12 protein-coding genes, 2 tRNA genes and 3 rRNA genes are annotated in these 17,175 nt (G+C 60.0%); 9 read left to right on the top strand and 8 right to left on the bottom strand.

Annotated elements, in window-relative coordinates; genetic code table 11:
• The first annotated feature begins 25 nt into the window (after window positions 1-25).
• Window positions 26-961 (top strand): LysR family transcriptional regulator, encoded by a 936-nt coding sequence (locus OU994_RS08225; RefSeq protein WP_281610354.1) that lies wholly within the window; start codon window positions 26-28, stop codon window positions 959-961.
• On the opposite strand, the gene OU994_RS08220 is transcribed toward OU994_RS08225, so the two are convergent.
• On the bottom strand, window positions 950-2,146 hold the full coding sequence (locus OU994_RS08220; protein ID WP_281610353.1) for an MFS transporter: 1,197 nt from the start codon (window positions 2,144-2,146) through the stop codon (window positions 950-952). The two genes, OU994_RS08225 and OU994_RS08220, sit on opposite strands and share 12 nt — an antisense overlap.
• Before the next feature lie 233 nt (window positions 2,147-2,379).
• Here OU994_RS08220 and aac(6') point away from each other — a divergent pair, with 233 nt between their 5' ends.
• Window positions 2,380-2,826 carry an aminoglycoside 6'-N-acetyltransferase gene (gene aac(6') / locus OU994_RS08215; RefSeq protein ID WP_281610352.1) on the top strand — a complete coding sequence of 149 codons (447 nt, stop codon included), beginning with the start codon at window positions 2,380-2,382 and terminating at the stop codon, window positions 2,824-2,826.
• 558 nt (window positions 2,827-3,384) lie between these two features.
• Here aac(6') and rrf read toward each other — a convergent pair.
• The 5 genes from rrf to OU994_RS08190 form a co-directional block, all read right to left on the bottom strand.
• Window positions 3,385-3,497 (bottom strand): 5S ribosomal RNA (rrf, locus tag OU994_RS08210).
• A gap of 131 nt (window positions 3,498-3,628) precedes the next feature.
• A 23S ribosomal RNA gene (locus OU994_RS08205) occupies window positions 3,629-6,504 on the bottom strand.
• Between the two features lie 222 nt (window positions 6,505-6,726).
• Window positions 6,727-6,802: transfer RNA gene (locus tag OU994_RS08200), tRNA-Ala, on the bottom strand.
• A gap of 24 nt (window positions 6,803-6,826) precedes the next feature.
• Window positions 6,827-6,903: transfer RNA gene (locus OU994_RS08195), tRNA-Ile, on the bottom strand.
• 95 nt (window positions 6,904-6,998) lie between these two features.
• Window positions 6,999-8,529, bottom strand: a 16S ribosomal RNA gene (locus tag OU994_RS08190).
• Together the 16S, 23S and 5S rRNA genes with 2 tRNA genes alongside form the textbook arrangement of a ribosomal RNA operon.
• Before the next feature lie 743 nt (window positions 8,530-9,272).
• On the opposite strand from OU994_RS08190, the gene OU994_RS08185 reads away from it, so the two are divergent.
• From OU994_RS08185 to OU994_RS08170, 4 genes are all read left to right on the top strand, one after another.
• The gene (locus OU994_RS08185; protein ID WP_281610351.1) at window positions 9,273-9,761 is read left to right on the top strand and encodes a sigma-70 family RNA polymerase sigma factor; all 489 of its coding nucleotides are present in this window, start codon (window positions 9,273-9,275) and stop codon (window positions 9,759-9,761) included.
• The gene (locus tag OU994_RS08180) at window positions 9,761-10,396 is read left to right on the top strand and encodes a DUF1109 domain-containing protein (RefSeq protein ID WP_281610350.1); all 636 of its coding nucleotides are present in this window, start codon (window positions 9,761-9,763) and stop codon (window positions 10,394-10,396) included. The genes OU994_RS08185 and OU994_RS08180 overlap by 1 nt, the downstream gene beginning before the upstream one ends.
• 316 nt (window positions 10,397-10,712) lie before the next feature.
• Window positions 10,713-11,729, top strand: a complete 1,017-nt coding sequence (locus tag OU994_RS08175; RefSeq protein WP_281610349.1) for an IS110 family transposase — start codon at window positions 10,713-10,715, stop codon at window positions 11,727-11,729.
• A gap of 229 nt (window positions 11,730-11,958) precedes the next feature.
• A complete protein-coding gene (locus tag OU994_RS08170) occupies window positions 11,959-12,795 on the top strand; it encodes a spondin domain-containing protein (RefSeq protein ID WP_281610348.1) in 837 nt (278 codons plus the stop codon).
• Between the two features lie 228 nt (window positions 12,796-13,023).
• Here OU994_RS08170 and OU994_RS08165 read toward each other — a convergent pair whose 3' ends face one another.
• Together OU994_RS08165 and OU994_RS08160 are read right to left on the bottom strand one after the other, a co-directional pair.
• Window positions 13,024-13,395 carry a DsrE family protein gene (locus tag OU994_RS08165; protein ID WP_281610347.1) on the bottom strand — a complete coding sequence of 124 codons (372 nt, stop codon included), beginning with the start codon at window positions 13,393-13,395 and terminating at the stop codon, window positions 13,024-13,026.
• Window positions 13,396-13,526: 131 nt separating this feature from the next.
• Entirely contained in the window at window positions 13,527-14,426 is a 900-nt protein-coding gene (locus OU994_RS08160) for a LysR family transcriptional regulator (protein WP_281610346.1), read from the bottom strand.
• Window positions 14,427-14,620: 194 nt separating this feature from the next.
• Here OU994_RS08160 and OU994_RS08155 point away from each other — a divergent pair, with 194 nt between their 5' ends.
• The 3 genes from OU994_RS08155 (at window position 14,621) to OU994_RS08145 (ending at window position 17,095) form a co-directional block, all read left to right on the top strand.
• Window positions 14,621-15,577 (top strand): pyridoxamine 5'-phosphate oxidase family protein, encoded by a 957-nt coding sequence (locus OU994_RS08155; RefSeq protein WP_281610345.1) that lies wholly within the window; start codon window positions 14,621-14,623, stop codon window positions 15,575-15,577.
• Window positions 15,574-16,527, top strand: a complete 954-nt coding sequence (locus OU994_RS08150; RefSeq protein ID WP_281610344.1) for a PDR/VanB family oxidoreductase — start codon at window positions 15,574-15,576, stop codon at window positions 16,525-16,527. Before OU994_RS08155 ends, OU994_RS08150 begins: the two co-directional genes overlap by 4 nt.
• 88 nt (window positions 16,528-16,615) lie before the next feature.
• A complete protein-coding gene (locus OU994_RS08145) occupies window positions 16,616-17,095 on the top strand; it encodes a nuclear transport factor 2 family protein (protein ID WP_281610343.1) in 480 nt (159 codons plus the stop codon).
• The last annotated feature ends 80 nt before the right edge of the window (window positions 17,096-17,175 follow it).

Here is a 17,175-nt window from a genome sequence, read left to right as displayed (position 1 = left end):
TCAACGATTCGTTTAAAATCCTGGCATGGAAACCCTCAGCAACCTGGAATGCTTCATACGCACGGCCGATGCCGGCAGTTTCTCGGAAGCGGCACGCCAGCTCGGCCTGACGCCGGCAGCGGTGAGCCGCAATGTCGCGATGCTGGAGAAAAACCTGGGCGCGCGGCTGTTCCACCGTTCCACCCGGCGCCTGGCGCTGACAGAGGCGGGCGAAGAACTGCGCCAGGGTATTGCCGGCAGCCTGGAAGAACTGCAGTCGGCGCTGGCAGCCGTGTCGACCGAGCGGCTGGAGCCGTCCGGCGTGCTGCGGGTGAGCATGTCACCCAGCATCGGCATGGGCTGGCTGATGCCGATGCTGCCCGATTTCCTGGCGCGCTTCCCGCGCATCCGCCCGGAATGGCACTTCGAGAACCGGCAGGTGGACCTGGTGGGCGAGGGATACGACGCGGCGATCGGCGGTGGCTTCGAATTGCGGCAAGGCGTGGTGGCGCGGCGGCTGGCCCCGGCGCACGTGATCGCGGTGGCTTCGCCAATTTATCTGCAGGCACGCGCGCAACCCGCCCATCCATCGGACCTCCGGACAGTGGACTGGATTGCCTCGCGCTCCCTGCAGAACGGCCGCATCCGCACCTGGGTCTTGCGCAACGGCGCCGGGGAGGAAGTGGCCATGGAGGCTTCCCCATCCCTCGTGCTGAGCGACCCGGCCGCCATGCGCGAAGCGGCCCTGCTGGGGCTCGGCATCGCCATGCTTGCCGTGCCGGACGTACTACCCCAACTCGAACAAGGCACCCTGGTGCGCGTACTGCCCGGCTGGCACGCCGATGCGGGCGCCATCTCCCTTTACTACGCCAGCCGCGCCCTGCTGCCGGCGAAAACGCGCGCTTTCATCGACTTTGTCACCCAGGCCTTCGAACGCGACCGGCTGGCGGAACGGTTCGCCGCCTTCCCGTCACACGCGTGACGGCTGCGGCACCGCAGGTCCGTCGAACGCGAAGACGCGGCGCGACGCAACGGCGATCGCCACGACACCGAGAAGGCTGAGCGCCAGCGCGGTGCGCAAGTCGGACCGGTGCGCCACGAAGCCGACGATCACCGGCCCGACCAGCAAGCCGACATAGGCGAGGCGCGTGGTAATGGCCAGCCCGGTCGACGGCGATACGCCATTGGCCAGCGCGATGCGCCCGGCCGACGAGAACATCACCGGAATGATGTTCGCCACACCCAGCCCGCACACCAGGAATCCCGCCAGCGCGGTGGGCACTGCGGGCAGCAGCAGCGCCAATCCGAGCCCGGCGATGCACAGCGCGCAGCTGGCCACCACCAGCGCACCTTCGGAAAAGCGCGCGCGCACCGGATCGCCTGTGAAGCGCCCGGTCGCCATGCCGATCGAGAACGCGGCATAGCCGGCGCTGACGAAACCGCCGCTGGCCAAGGCGACGTCGCGCATGTACACGGCGGTCCAGTCGTACATCGCCCCTTCCACGATCAGCGCGAGAAAGGCCAGGCAACCCAGCACGACCAGCTTGCGCCTGACCGCCGGCGCCAATGGCTGCGCGCCGTGCACCCCGCCATCTTCACTGGCAGCGGCCGCCGGCTCCGGCAGCAGCCAGCGCGCCGTCGACAGCGTCAGCACGGCGCACAGCGTGCACACGGCCGCCAGGTGCCACTGGTTCGGCCATTGCATCGCCTGCCAGCCGCTGGAGACGAGCGCGCCGAACATCCCGCCGAGGCTGAAGGCGCCGTGCAGCGAACCGATGACGGGGCGCTCGAAGGTGGCTTCGATCACGGCCGCCTGCGAGTTCGCGGCCACGTCGTTTACCGCCGACATGGCGCCGTACAGGGCCAGCCAGAACAGCAGCAGCGTGTACTGCGGCATCAGCAGGATGCCGAAGGCGGCGAGCGCCATCAGCACGCCACTGTTGACGGAGGCGCGCGCACTGCCCACCTTCGCGATCCACCGTCCGGCCCAGGCCATGATGAGGATGCCGCCCAGCGCGACCGCCAGCATCGACAGGGACAGGTTGGCTTCGGACAGCGAAAACTTGTCCTTGATCGTCGGCACGTGGGTCCCCCAGGAAGCGTAGATCACGCCATTGCAGAACAACACGGACATGACGGCGATGCGGGCTTTGCCGAGGTCAGGCATCCAGGCCTCCGGGCTGATGGCGTGCGGCAGGCAGGGGTCGGGGAACGGGGCGGTCTGGGTAATGCACGGTGTTGTAAGCCGAGGCTGTGAGTTTGTGTTGTAAATCGGTGATCGGGTTGGCTGCGCAGTGTAATCGATTGGGCGCGGGCGGGCCGGGCGGGACCTGAAGCGTGCGGCGTGGTGTAAGCTGATGACCGAAAGCCGACGAGCCCGCAACACGCGAAAGGTCCACCATGCAGCTGGTTCAATGCACTTCCACGGGCCAGAATGGCTGGCTCGCCCTGCGGCGGCAGCTTTGGCCGGAAGGTTCTCCGGACGAACACCTGGCCGAGATGCAGATTCTCCTCGATCAGCCGGGCAGGTTCTTCCAGCTGGTCGCGTATGAAGACGACAGGCAGCCGGCCGGCTTCGTGGAAGCCGCGCTTCGAACGGATTACGTCAACGGCACCGATACCTCGCCGGTGGCATTCGTCGAAGGCATCTATGTCGCGCCGGCCTTCCGCCGGCACGGCATCGGCACCTTGCTGGTCGCCGCGGTCGTCACCTGGGCCAAGGCCTGCGCCTGCACCGAACTGGCGTCGGACGCCCTGCTCGACAACCAGGCCAGCCAGGCCATGCACCGCGCGCTGGGCTTCGAGGAGACCGAACGCGTGGTGTTCTTCCGGAAGCTGATCCCGTAGCCAATCCCCGTCGATCGATGACTCTGGTGCCGGACATCCTTCGTGTGTCGGACACCGGTCTTCCCATGCGCCTGGTCGCCCCGAAAAACCGGGGACAGGCTCCGATTATTTTCGAAAACTTCCTGAAAACCGGTGACAGGCTCCGATTGTTTTCGAAAGGCTGTTCGCAGTTGGAGTCCGTCACCGTTTCCTTGCAACTTTCGCGACGAAATCGGAGCCTGTCACTGGTTTCGCTACAGCTTTCGTGGCGAAATCGGAGCCTGTCCCCGGTTTTTGTTTGTAACCAAAACAGGTGCTGGAAAGCAAAAAACCCCCGCCAGATCACTGGACGGGGGTTTCTCTATATAACAGCCTGACGATAACCTACTTTCACACTGGTTGCAGCACTATCATCGGCGCAAAGTCGTTTCACGGTCCTGTGAGTGGAGCGACGTCGGGCAGTGCCCGGCGGAGCAAAAAAACCCGAGACGCCGAGCCAAGTCCGCGGCGCATTACAAAACACGAAGCACAAATGGAAAAAGCCCACCAGATCACTGGTGGGCTTTTCTCGGTATAACAGCCTGACGATAACCTACTTTCACACTGGTTGCAGCACTATCATCGGCGCAAAGTCGTTTCACGGTCCTGTTCGGGATGGGAAGGGGTGGGACCGACTTGCTATGGTCATCAGGCATGACTTGTACACAGTGCCGTTCCCTATGGGGCAACGTCACTGCTCAATCCGGAAGAAGTAAAGCGAGGGTAACTCTCATCAAAGAGTAAATGCGAGGAATCATCATTGATTCATAACCGTCAAGGTTATAGGGACAAGCCGTACGGGCAATTAGTATCAGTTAGCTTAATGCATTACTGCACTTCCACACCTGACCTATCAACGTCCTGGTCTCGAACGACCCTTCAAGGAGCTCAAGGCTCCGGGAAATCTCATCTCAAGGCAAGTTTCCCGCTTAGATGCTTTCAGCGGTTATCTCTTCCGAACTTAGCTACCCGGCAATGCCACTGGCGTGACAACCGGTACACCAGAGGTTCGTCCACTCCGGTCCTCTCGTACTAGGAGCAGCCCCCTTCAAATTTCCAACGCCCACGGCAGATAGGGACCAAACTGTCTCACGACGTTTTAAACCCAGCTCACGTACCACTTTAAATGGCGAACAGCCATACCCTTGGGACCGGCTACAGCCCCAGGATGTGATGAGCCGACATCGAGGTGCCAAACTCCCCCGTCGATATGAACTCTTGGGAGGAATCAGCCTGTTATCCCCAGAGTACCTTTTATCCGTTGAGCGATGGCCCTTCCATACAGAACCACCGGATCACTATGTCCTACTTTCGTACCTGCTCGACTTGTCGGTCTCGCAGTTAAGCACGCTTATGCCATTGCACTATTAGCACGATGTCCGACCGTACCTAGCGTACCTTCGAACTCCTCCGTTACACTTTAGGAGGAGACCGCCCCAGTCAAACTGCCTACCATGCACTGTCCCCGATCCGGATAACGGACCAAGGTTAGAACCTCAAACAAACCAGGGTGGTATTTCAAGGTTGGCTCCACGAGAACTGGCGTCCCCGCTTCAAAGCCTCCCACCTATCCTACACAGATTGGTTCAAAGTCCAATGCAAAGCTACAGTAAAGGTTCATGGGGTCTTTCCGTCTAGCCGCGGGTAGATTGCATCATCACAAACACTTCAACTTCGCTGAGTCTCGGGAGGAGACAGTGTGGCCATCGTTACGCCATTCGTGCAGGTCGGAACTTACCCGACAAGGAATTTCGCTACCTTAGGACCGTTATAGTTACGGCCGCCGTTTACTGGGACTTCAATCAAGAGCTTGCACCCCATCATTTAATCTTCCAGCACCGGGCAGGCGTCACACCCTATACGTCCACTTTCGTGTTTGCAGAGTGCTGTGTTTTTATTAAACAGTCGCAGCCACCATTTTATTGCAACCCTGTCACCCTTCCACAGTAAAGTGGTCAAGCTACTGGGGCGTACCTTTTCCCGAAGTTACGGTACCAATTTGCCGAGTTCCTTCTCCCGAGTTCTCTCAAGCGCCTTAGAATACTCATCTCGCCCACCTGTGTCGGTTTGCGGTACGGTCTCGTATGACTGAAGCTTAGAGGCTTTTCTTGGAACCACTTCCGATTGCTTCGCACCACATGGGCGCTCGTCCCAGTCCCTTGAATTATGTGCCCGGATTTGCCTAAGCACCTTCTATGAACCAGAAACTGACTATTCCAACAGTCAGACAACCTTCCGCGATCCGTCCCCCCATCGCATCATACGACGGTGCAGGAATATTAACCTGCTTCCCATCAGCTACGCATCTCTGCCTCGCCTTAGGGGCCGACTCACCCTGCTCCGATGAACGTTGAACAGGAAACCTTGGGCTTACGGCGTGCGGGCTTTTCACCCGCATTATCGCTACTCATGTCAGCATTCGCACTTCTGATACCTCCAGCATCCTTTACAAGACACCTTCGCAGGCTTACAGAACGCTCTCCTACCATATGCATAAATGCATATCCGCAGCTTCGGTGACTGGCTTAGCCCCGTTACATCTTCCGCGCAGGACGACTCGATCAGTGAGCTATTACGCTTTCTTTAAATGATGGCTGCTTCTAAGCCAACATCCTGACTGTTTTAGCCTTCCCACTTCGTTTTCCACTTAGCCAATCTTTGGGACCTTAGCTGGCGGTCTGGGTTGTTTCCCTCTTGACACCGGACGTTAGCACCCGATGTCTGTCTCCCAAGCTCGCACTCATCGGTATTCGGAGTTTGCAATGGTTTGGTAAGTCGCGATGACCCCCTAGCCATAACAGTGCTCTACCCCCGATGGTGATACTTGAGGCACTACCTAAATAGTTTTCGGAGAGAACCAGCTATTTCCAAGTTTGTTTAGCCTTTCACCCCTATCCACAGCTCATCCCCTAATTTTTCAACATTAGTGGGTTCGGTCCTCCAGTGCGTGTTACCGCACCTTCAACCTGGCCATGGATAGATCACTTGGTTTCGGGTCTACACCCAGCAACTAGCGCCCTGTTCGGACTCGATTTCTCTGCGGCTCCCCTATTCGGTTAACCTCGCTACTGAATGTAAGTCGCTGACCCATTATACAAAAGGTACGCCGTCACGGAACAAGTCCGCTCCGACTGTTTGTATGCACACGGTTTCAGGATCTATTTCACTCCCCTCCCGGGGTTCTTTTCGCCTTTCCCTCACGGTACTGGTTCACTATCGGTCGATTACGAGTATTTAGCCTTGGAGGATGGTCCCCCCATATTCAGACAGGATTTCTCGTGTCCCGCCCTACTTGTCGCATGCTTAGTACCACCGGTCTGGTTTCGCGTACGGGGCTATCACCCGCTATGGCCGCAGTTTCCAATGCGTTCCACTACCAGTCCGACTATCACATGCAGGCTCTTCCCATTTCGCTCGCCACTACTTTGGGAATCTCGGTTGATTTCTTTTCCTGCAGCTACTTAGATGTTTCAGTTCGCCGCGTTCGCTTCACACACCTATGTATTCAGTGAGTGATGACCTATAAGGCCGGGTTTCCCCATTCGGAAATCTTCGGATCAATGCTCGTTTGTCAGCTCCCCGAAGCTTATCGCAGACTTCTACGTCCTTCATCGCCTGTAATCGCCAAGGCATCCACCATGTGCACTTATTCACTTGTCCCTATAACCTTGACGGCTATAGCTTCAAGCATTTACTACTGTGTTTGATGAGTTTTTGTATGCGTTCCTTTCGGAACACTACCCTAAGTGTATTCATTGCTGAATACGCTTAATAAAACTTTACTTCTTCCAGATTGTTAAAGAACGAAACAGCAGTAGTCTCTAAAAGACTAAACATAAAAGTGAACTCGTCACGCTTATGTTTAATATCTCGAGTAATGCGTGGTGGAGGATGACGGGATCGAACCGACGACCCCCTGCTTGCAAAGCAGGTGCTCTCCCAGCTGAGCTAATCCCCCAGGGAATTACTTGTGCTTGATACGTGGTGGGTCTGGTTGGGCTCGAACCAACGACCCCCGCGTTATCAACACGGTGCTCTAACCAGCTGAGCTACAGACCCGCATTCATACTAGCGGTGCTACTGTTTCTTCTTCATTCGACAGTCGATAAGTGTGAGCGTTTGATGCACGACCTTGCGATCAGTGCCGACTCTAGAAAGGAGGTGATCCAGCCGCACCTTCCGATACGGCTACCTTGTTACGACTTCACCCCAGTCACGAATCCTACCGTGGTAAGCGCCCTCCTTGCGGTTAAGCTACCTACTTCTGGTAAAACCCGCTCCCATGGTGTGACGGGCGGTGTGTACAAGACCCGGGAACGTATTCACCGCGACATGCTGATCCGCGATTACTAGCGATTCCAACTTCATGCAGTCGAGTTGCAGACTACAATCCGGACTACGATACACTTTCTGGGATTAGCTCCCCCTCGCGGGTTGGCGGCCCTCTGTATGTACCATTGTATGACGTGTGAAGCCCTACCCATAAGGGCCATGAGGACTTGACGTCATCCCCACCTTCCTCCGGTTTGTCACCGGCAGTCTCATTAGAGTGCCCTTTCGTAGCAACTAATGACAAGGGTTGCGCTCGTTGCGGGACTTAACCCAACATCTCACGACACGAGCTGACGACAGCCATGCAGCACCTGTGTTCAGGTTCCCTTTCGGGCACTCCCAGATCTCTCCAGGATTCCTGACATGTCAAGGGTAGGTAAGGTTTTTCGCGTTGCATCGAATTAATCCACATCATCCACCGCTTGTGCGGGTCCCCGTCAATTCCTTTGAGTTTTAATCTTGCGACCGTACTCCCCAGGCGGTCTACTTCACGCGTTAGCTGCGTTACTAAGTCAATTAAGACCCAACAACTAGTAGACATCGTTTAGGGCGTGGACTACCAGGGTATCTAATCCTGTTTGCTCCCCACGCTTTCGTGCATGAGCGTCAGTCTTGACCCAGGGGGCTGCCTTCGCCATCGGTGTTCCTCCACATCTCTACGCATTTCACTGCTACACGTGGAATTCTACCCCCCTCTGCCAAACTCTAGCCTTGCAGTCTCCATCGCCATTCCCAGGTTAAGCCCGGGGATTTCACGACAGACTTACAAAACCGCCTGCGCACGCTTTACGCCCAGTAATTCCGATTAACGCTTGCACCCTACGTATTACCGCGGCTGCTGGCACGTAGTTAGCCGGTGCTTATTCTTCAGGTACCGTCATGAGGCACGGATATTAGCCGTACCCTTTTCTTCCCTGACAAAAGAGCTTTACAACCCGAAGGCCTTCTTCACTCACGCGGCATTGCTGGATCAGGGTTGCCCCCATTGTCCAAAATTCCCCACTGCTGCCTCCCGTAGGAGTCTGGACCGTGTCTCAGTTCCAGTGTGGCTGGTCGTCCTCTCAGACCAGCTACTGATCGTCGCCTTGGTGAGCCTTTACCTCACCAACTAGCTAATCAGATATCGGCCGCTCCAGGAGCACAAGGCCTTGCGGTCCCCTGCTTTCATCCATAGATCGTATGCGGTATTAGCGTAACTTTCGCTACGTTATCCCCCACTCTTGGGCACGTTCCGATATATTACTCACCCGTTCGCCACTCGCCGCCAGGCCGAAGCCCGCGCTGCCGTTCGACTTGCATGTGTAAAGCATGCCGCCAGCGTTCAATCTGAGCCAGGATCAAACTCTTCAGTTTAATCTCTGTTTTTCCGATACTGCTATCGGAGGTCATCTACTCAAGAATACTGACGAATCATCCGAAGATGATTACGTTTATTTCTTGTGCAGACGTTTGTTGCTATATTTTGAGCATTCCGGACCGAAGTCCGGGAGGCACATCACATCAAACGCCCACACTTATCGACTGTTGATTGTTAAAGAATTCTGCCCTTGAAGGCCTTGCCACATTGTCGACAAATCGTTGTGTTTGTCAGCAGCAGAGAAGCGAGATTATCAGGTGTTTCGTGCATCTCGTCAACCCCTCAGTTTCCAGCCTCAGTATCCATCCCTGCGCTTTCCACCGCTCGCTGCGTCGTTGTTCGCTGCGAGGGACAGAACTATAGCAAAGCCGATTCGACTCTGCAATACCCCCGCATTCATTTCGCTACCCTTGCAATATAGCGATGACCTTTATGCAAGAACCGCGCTGGCGCCTTATCTGGTTCGCTGCCGCTGCGACACGCGGCGTAACGCTGAGGAAAGTCGGATGATGATTCCCCGTACAGCCGATCACCATGCGCCCAGCTTCGACCGGATTGGGCCAGCCACAACTATTATCGAAGTTGCAAATAAGTTATCATCCTCTTGCAAACCAGAGGAAGTGCATTCGCCCTCTCTCACTTCAAAGCCACACCAACGTGCACCGAATGTCCCCTCGAGCGGCCCTGCAAACCACGGAAACGCATTTGAAGGCCCTGATATCGAAGGGAATGGAAGGCAATGATGCCGCTTTACCGCCTGTTCCTGCAGACCGCCGCCACTCACTTGCGCGCATTCCTGCGGCGGCGCATGCAGAAATGGCCGGATGAGGTGGAAGACCTCGTCCAGGAATCGCTGCTGGCGATCCACAACCAGCGCCACACCTATGACCCGGCGGCGCCGCTGACGTCCTGGATGTATGCGATCACCAAGTACAAGCTGATAGACTGGATGCGCCGGCATGCCCGCCAGGATGCGCTCAACGATCCGCTCGACGACGAGCATGAACTGTTTTCGAGCGCGGCATCGGATGCGGCGGATGCCGGCCGCGACTTGAACAAGGTGCTCACCTTGCTGCCCGAGCAGCAGCGCGCGGCGATCCTGCACACCAAGGTGGATGGCTGGTCGGTGCGGGAAACCGCCACTGCGCTGCGCATCTCGGAAGCCAGCGTGAAGGTGGCGGTGCACCGGGGCCTGAAGGCGCTTGCGGAAAAACTACGGATCAAATAATGCAAACCGACGATTTGATAGCGATGCTCGCAAAGGATGGCGCCGTGCACCGGCGCCCTTCCCTGCTCACGTGGGCGCCGGTGGCCATGGCCGCGGTGCTGAGCGCGGTACTGATGGCGGCCACGCTGGGCGTGCGGCCACACCTGGAACAGTGGGCCGGCGCACCGCTTTTCTGGCTCAAGTGCGCCTTCGTTGCCGCCCTTGCCACCGCTGGCCTGCGTGCGGCCAGCATCGCGGCCATTCCCGGGGCCCGCTTCGGCGGCCTGCCCTGGCTGCTGGCAGCCCCGCTGGTGGTGATGGCGATCGCCGCCGCGGCCACGCTGCTCGTTGCCGACACGGACACCCGCGCACAGCAGTTCTGGGGCAGCACGTGGCGCAGCTGCCCCTTCCTGATCGCACTGCTGGCCCTGCCGATCTTCGCGGCCATGCTGAACGTGATGCGCGGGCTCGCCCCCACCCGGCTCCGGCTTGCGGGCGCCATTGCCGGTTTCGCGGCGGGCGCCACGGCGGCGCTGCTGTACTGCCTGCATTGCCCGGAACTGGCGCCGAGCTTCGTGGCGTTCTGGTACCTGCTCGGCATCCTGATCCCTACCGCCGTGGGCGCCCTCATCGGCCGTGCGGTACTGGCTTGGTAGGCCGCCCTTCTCCATTCGAGAAAATCCGTACCCGGCGGTAATGCCGTTAAGTTAAGCATTACCCGAAACATTGAAAGCGCATGCATTCACCCCAACGGCGAAGGGCTGGGGTCAGACCCGCCGGGTCTCGTATCTTGAGCATACCGACAATTCAGTGGATACTTCCGCTGCAGTTCCGGCCAGGCAAGGTCACACCGCTCGGGATTAAGGCTTCGAGCCTGTGGGTCAGATAGGTGGCCTTGCCTGTTTTTTCATTGAAGTCCGTACGGTATCTTGGGACGGCGTTCTTACGCTAAGCCCGCATACGAGAGAGGAAATGATGGAAATGGCAGTAACCCCGGTAGTTGGCGTTGATGTGAGTAAGAAGAAGCTCGATATTGTTCTGCTGGTCAGTGGCAAAGCGAAATCGAAGACGCTCAGCAATACGCCGGAGGGTTACCAGGAACTGGTTCAATGGTTGGTCAAGCAGAAGGTCTCTCCAGACAGCGCTCACGTGTGTCTGGAAGCGACCGGTGTCTATAGCGAGCCGCTTGCTCTGTGGTTGCACGATGCGGGCATCATGGTGAGCGTCATCAATCCAGGCTGCATCAAAGGTTTTGGGCAGTCCGAAAACATCCGCAACAAAAACGATCAAATTGACGCCGGGCTGATCGCCCGATTCTGTGCTGCGAAGAGGCCGCCAGTTTGGGTGCCACCTCCAAAGGAACAGCGTGAACTCAAGGGTTTGAGCGATCGGCTGCTTGCGCTCAAGGACATCAGGCAACAGGAAAAGAACCGGATGGAAGCTCATGATTTTGCCGGTCAGGGCGACTTGGTGAAAAACGTCGATGAGCACGTAAAATGGCTCGATCAAAAGATCACCGAGCTGGAAAAGGAGATCGACGATCACATCGACAGGCATCCTGGCCTGAAACGTGACGCCGATCTGATGCGCAGTATTCCGGGCATTGGCAGCACTACGATAGCTAAGGTCCTGGGCCACATTGGTGACATTAGGCGCTTCGGATCGGCCAAGGCACTTGCGGCATTTATTGGAGTCAGTCCAAAGCAAAAAAGCTCTGGAACATCAGTGCGCGGTCGGACAAGCATGAGCAAGATCGGCAACAATGATCTGCGTAGTGCACTGTACATGCCTGGCATGGTCGCCAAGCGGTACAACACCTTGCTGAAGACCTTTGCCGAGCGCCTGAGCGCCAATGGCATGGCTCCCAAGGCCGTCACCGGCGCCGTCATGCGCAAGCTGGTTCATCTGATTTACGGCGTGGTTTGCTCTGGCAAGCCATTCGACCCGAATTTTTTGAATTCGGGCCTTGCAAAACAAGACGGTATCTGACCCCGGAATCTGCCTTTGGGGGTGGGCTTATCTGAACGGCATTAGCACCCGGCGGTGACCTCCACGAAGGGCGAACCGCGCCTTCAAAAAAATATTTGCATTCCCTTGTAACCATTCGGTGCGTGCCGGCGAATTCACTTGCGTCGGCAGTTTTCCCGCATCCGGATGCGGCCGGCAGCAGCAGCTCCCTCAACCGCCGATCCCCGGCACTGCCATGCAAAGGAATGTCATGAACAAGTTTTTCGCTTTCGGTGAACGCGTCGCCCCTGTCTCTTCCACCAACGCCCAGTCCACTCCCGCGGCACGCCAGCCAGTACTGCGCGCAGCCGTCGCCCTCGCGTGCGCGCTCGCGGCGTCCGGTGCGGCGATGCCCGTGCATGCGGACGAAGCGGACATGAAATCCCCCGCCGGAATCCGCCCGCTCAGCGTTACCGTCAGCGTCACGAACCTCACGCATGCCACCTGGTTCGCACCGATCCTGGTGGCCGCGCACCCCGCCAAGTACACCGCTTTCACGGAAGGCAAGCCGGCAACGCCCGAACTGCAGGCGCTGGCCGAAATCGGCGACATCGCACCGCTGGCGGAAAGCCTGCCTGCCGGCTCGGTCGCCGTGCTGAATCCCGCCACCGGTCCGCTCAAGCCAGGGGACACCACCACGACGATGCTCCCCCCGCGCAAGGGCAATCTCGACACGCGCCTGTCCATCTTCGCGATGCTGGTGCCCACCAACGATGCCTTTACCGCCCTGAACGCGATCGAGATTCCCACCAAGCCGGGCAAGTATGTGTACACGCTCAACGGCTACGATGCCGGCACGGAGGCCAACAACGAAGCGCAGGCCAGTGCCCCGGGCGTCGGCCAGCCGGGACTGGGGCTGCCGCCATTTCTCGACGATGCACCGGACCTCCATCGCGGCGCGCCAGGCTTCGCCAATACCAGCGCCGAAGGGTATGTGCACGTACATCGCGGCATCGTCGGCAGCGCTGCCAGTGGCGACAGTGTGCTGGACCACACCACGTACCGGTGGATGAACCCCGTGGCGCGGGTAACGCTCATCGTCAGGTAAGCAGAACCCGAGGCGGGCGTCCGGACGATCGGACGCTCGCCGGATCAGGAATGGAGCAGCAGTGGAGCAGCAGTAAAGCAGCAGCGCGATGCACCCTCGAGGTCGAGCCGAGGGTGCGACGGGAACGCAGCAAGGGGAAATGCAGGAAGGGGGAAAGCGTGCCGCAGCGGCGAGTTTCAGCCGCCGGACATCGCGGCGCGGCCAGGCAGCCGCGCCGCGAAGAGAACCTTAGAACATGAACACCGTGTAGCCATCCGCCGCGATGCGCGCAATGCTCGGCAAGCCGGAAGTCCCCGGCACGCTGTTATCCGTGATCAGGTCGAAGCCCGCCTTCTCCGCTTCCTCGCGGGCGCCGAACACGTCGGCGCAGCCGCACGAAATGCCCACCACCCGGTCTTCCACTTCCTTGTACAGCGCATGCACCGGGTGCGACGGGTTGGCCAGCACGCCCGGCCAGCGCGTGCCCGTGCCCTGGAAATAGATGCCGACTTCCGTGTCCTTCTGCTTGAAGTCGTAGGCGGCGGCAAGCCCGTTGAACATGCGGCCCAGTGCTTCTTCGCCTGCTTTCGGATCGGAGAGGATGATGATGGCAGCTTTCATGGTGTTCCCTTCAAGGTTTGGCCCGCCGCGATGTGCAGCGGATGAGGCCATTCTAGGGAGCCGCAAAACGCATGGAAACTACGCCAGCTTCAATTGATTATTGCGTCAAGCGAAATGGTTAGATCGTGGGCTCATTGCAGATGCTGGTGCGCGCGCAGGTGCTCGGCCAGCAGGTCGATGAACTTGCGCACCTTGGACGAACCGAACTTGCTTTCCCGGTGCACCAGGTGCACCGGCCACGGTGCTTCCTCGTAGTCGGCAAGGATGATCCGCAGCCTGCCCGCTTTCACTTCCTCTGCCACCTGGTAGGACAGCAGCCGGCAGATGCCCAGGCCGGACACGGCGGCCTCGATGGCCGCGTCGTTGCTCGATACCGTGAGGCGGGGCCGCAGCCGCACCAGCGTGGGGTCGTCGACGGCGCCGAACTTCCATTCGACCCGCGGCGAGATGCCGGCGGCGGCGACGATGGTGTGGCGCAGCAGGTCGGCCGGATGCTGCGGCATGCCGTGCCGCGCCAGGTAGTCCGGCGCGGCGCACAGCACGCGGCGCACCTGGCCCACGCGCAGCGCCTTCAGGCTGGAATCGGGCAGGTGGCCGATGCGCACCGCCACGTCGATGCCTTCGTCGACCAGGTTCACCACGCGGTCCAGGAACAGGGCCGAAACCTCCACCTGGGGAAACTCGTTCAGGTAGCGCAGGATGCACGGCATCACGAACATCTTCCCGAACAGGACGGATGCCGTCACCGACAGGTTGCCCTTCGGCGCGGAATTGACCCCGGCCGCCGCTTCGTTGGCTTCCTCGATGCTGGCCAGGATGCTGCGCGAGTCGTCCAGGTAACGCTGGCCCGCTTCGGTGAGACGCACGTTGCGGGTCGTGCGCATCAGCAGGCGCACGCCCAGCTGTTCCTCCAGTCCGGCGATGGCGCGCGTCACGGCGGCCGGCGACAGGTCGAGGCGGCGCGCCGCCGCGGCAAAGCCTTCTTCCTCGCCGACGGCCACGAACACATTCATCAAGTGGATCTGGTCCATGCATTTCTCCCCGCGAAATAATGTGTTGCGTCGAATGGCCATTCCGGCAAGGCCCATTATTTCGCAGAATAGTGTCACCAGCAATCGATAAGCCGGATTCCCACCGCAGCTCTACAGAATGGTAAATGAAATGCGTGAAGATGCAATGCGGAGAAATGCAACGCGGGAGTGCCCGGCATGACCAGGAGAAGACCATGAACGAGACCACCGCCTTCCACGACGGCGAACGCAGGATGCAGGTGCTGGCCGGCGAAACCGCCATCGCCGACCGCAACATCGCGGTACTGTCGGACAGCGTGATCGGCGGCGCCCGCCCGTTCATCGCGAAGCAGTCGATGGCCGTACTGGCCAGCACGGATGCAAGGGGTGCCGTATGGGCTTCCGTGGTATTCGGCAAGCCGGGCTTCCTGCATACGGACGATGGCCATGCGATCGCCATCGACGTGCCGTACAAGGACCGCGACCTGGCCGACCCGCTGTGGGACAACATGGCGGCCCAGGCCGACCTGGGCATGCTGTTCATCGAACTGAGCTCGCGGCGGCGCTACCGCGTGAACGGCACCGTGCAGCGCCTGGACGCGCACGGCGCCAGCTTGGCGATCCGCGAGGCTTACCCGAACTGCCCGAAATACATCCAGCGCCGCTACCTGCGCCAGATCGGCGAATCAAAGCTGCCGGTGCAGGCCGCGCATGGCACGGTGCTGCGCGGCGCGGTGGCGGAGATCGCCACCAGGGCGGACACGCTCTTCGTGGCCAGCCGCCATGACGGCGCCGGCGCCGACGCTTCCCACCGCGGCGGCCAGGCGGGCTTCATCGAACTCGTGGACGACACCACGCTGCGCATCCCGGACTACCACGGCAACAGCCTGTTCAACACCCTCGGCAATCTCGCGGCGGACGGCCGCGCCGGCCTCTGCATCCTGGATTTCACGCATGGCCAGGTGCTGCAGCTGACCGGCACCGCGGCCGTGCTATGGAACCAGGACGATCCGCACGGCGAAACGGGCGGCACGCGGCGCTACTGGGAATTCAAGGTTCGGCACTGGATCCTGCGCGACCTGCCCCATGCGATGGAATGGGAATACCTCGATGCCTCGCCGTTCAATCCCGCCGTGCGGCATGCGGAACCGGATACGGGGAACACGCCATGAACTGCGTGATCGCGAACGTGATCCCGCACGGCGCCAGGGTCAGGGAATTCGAGCTGCGCCGCGCGGACGGCCAGTCGCTGCCGGCATGGCGCGCGGGCGACCATGTGGTGCTGTCGTTCGCTTCGGCCGATGGCCGCCGTTTCGAGAACCGCTATTCGCTGGTCGGGCGGCCGGGCGATGCGGAGGTCTACCGGATCGCCGTGCAGCGCGAGGCGCGTGGGCGCGGCGGGTCAGTATGCCTGCACGATGAATTCCATGCGGGCGGCGCAATCGATGTGACCGGGCCATACAACAGCTTTCCTTTGCGCCCCGCCGATGTATCGGGTGCGCGGGTGCTGCTGATCGCGGGCGGCATCGGCATCACGCCGCTCGTCTCGATGGCGCATGCGCAGAGCATGCAAGACGCAGCCTTCACGCTGCACTACCTCGCACGCACGCACGCCAACCTGATCTTGCTCGAAGAACTGCGCGCCATCCCGGGCGGCGAGGTGATCACCCACCTGTCGCAGGGGTCCGGACGGGCCGATCTTGATGCCCTGCTCGGCGCTTTCACCGCATGCGACAGCGTGTATGCCTGTGGACCGGTCGCGCTGCTGCAGGCGCTCGCCGATGCCGGCCGCCGCCACGGCTGGCCGCAAGATGCGCTACGCTACGAAAGCTTCGGCAGCCGGGCGGATACCGCCGATGGACCGCTGACGGTGGAGCTGGCGCTGTCGGGCATCACCGTGGAGGTGGAGCCGGGCACCCCGATCCTGGATGCGCTGATCTCCGCCGATGCGTTCGTGTCGTATGACTGCCGGCGCGGCGAATGCGGCAACTGCTATACCCCGGTGCTGGCGGGAACGCCGTTGCACCGGGATGTCTGCCTGACGCCCGCGATGCGCGGTGCCGGCATGTGCACCTGCGTCTCATGGGCCGCCGCGCCGGGCCGGCTCGTGCTGGAAATCTGAACTTCGCTTCAAACCTTGAACTTTGAACTTTGCACCTCGAACTTTGCACCTCGAACTTTGCACCCTAAACCTCACCCTGGAGATTGCCATGGCTGTCGATATCGAACCCCGCCCACCCCTGCCCCCCTTCACCCGCGACAGCGCCATCCGCAAAGTGCGGCTCGCCGAAGACGGGTGGAACGCGCGCGATCCCTCGCGGGTGAGCCTGGCCTATACGCCGGACAGCAAATGGCGCAACCGCGCCGAATTCGTCAACGGGCGGGAAGAGATCGTGCAGATGCTGTCCCGCAAATGGGCCCGGGAACTGGAGTACCGGCTGATCAAGGAACTGTGGGCCTTCGAGGGCAACCGGATCGCCGTGCGCTATGCCTATGAGTGGCACGACGACTCGGGCAACTGGTTCCGTTCATATGGCAACGAGAACTGGGAGTTCGACGAGCACGGGCTGATGGCGCGGCGCTTCGCCTGCATCAACGACTTGCCGATCAGGGAAGAGGATCGCAAGTTCCGCTGGCCGCAGGGGCGGCGGCCGGACGATCATCCCGGCTTGAGCGACCTGGGACTGTGAAGCGTGGCCGGGCGCCTTGGTGGAATATCCTGCGCCCTGCTTTCAAAAACGCGGATAAAAAAAAGCCGGCTTATCGGCCG

The organism is Pseudoduganella sp. SL102 (genome assembly GCF_027856995.1).
Classification (GTDB): Bacteria; Pseudomonadota; Gammaproteobacteria; order Burkholderiales; family Burkholderiaceae_D; genus Rugamonas; species Rugamonas albidiflava.
Note: the sequence above shows the minus strand (reverse complement) of the source record. Positions and strands in the feature narration are given on the sequence as shown.